This window comes from Psychrobacter sp. 1Y4 (assembly GCF_051847555.1).
The window spans coordinates 1-679 of the sequence record NZ_JBPYDE010000613.1 but is presented as its reverse complement, the minus strand read 5'-3'; the positions used below and the strand labels follow the sequence as shown (position 1 = coordinate 679).

At 44.8% G+C, this 679-nt stretch carries 1 protein-coding gene; it reads right to left on the bottom strand.

The features are described 5' to 3' along the window. Positions 1-630: class II glutamine amidotransferase (locus ACS8FC_RS17895; RefSeq protein ID WP_439297784.1), on the bottom strand; the 630-nt coding region annotated here is incomplete at its 3' end. Positions 631-679: the final 49 nt, after the last annotated feature.

Below are 679 nucleotides of genomic sequence, written 5' to 3'. Positions count from 1 at the left end.
ATAAGCCAGTTGCCACCTGCCATTGGATATTAAGCAATTAAATAACCCATTAGCAGATAGATAGCGACATTGCGTGGTCAAAAAATTAAACAGTGTCTTGTCATCAGGACGCGATTTAAAGCTGCTCTTTAGACGATTGACCAAATAGCAGAATGCCATTTCAGAATCAGTTGAACCGACTGGCTGACAATGCGCGGCATTACCGTTGTCTTGTAAGCGCTGACAGCGTTTGATAAATTCGCTATTCATCTGCCCATTGTGCGCAAATACCCACTGCTCGCCCCATACTTCGCGGACGAATGGATGAGTATTTGCCAAACAGTTCTGCCCTTGCGTCGCCTTACGAATATGCGCAATGACATTCATGGCTTTGATTGGGTAATTATTGACCAAATCAGCGACTGGCGACAGATGGCTTGGACGATTATCATGGAACAAACGCAGACCCGTTGAGTCATTTGCCGTCTCATCATTGGTTTTGTCATTATTGCTGCATTCGCTGCGCTCAAAAAAGGCAATACCAAAGCCATCTTCATGACTGTCCGTCATCCCGCCGCGCTTGCGAAATCCTGCAAAGCTAAAGCCAATATCCGTTGGGGTATTACAGTTCATTCCTAAGAGTTGACACATTTAATCGTTACCGCCGTTATTGTCGTCTATTATCGAGTTACCTTGAATA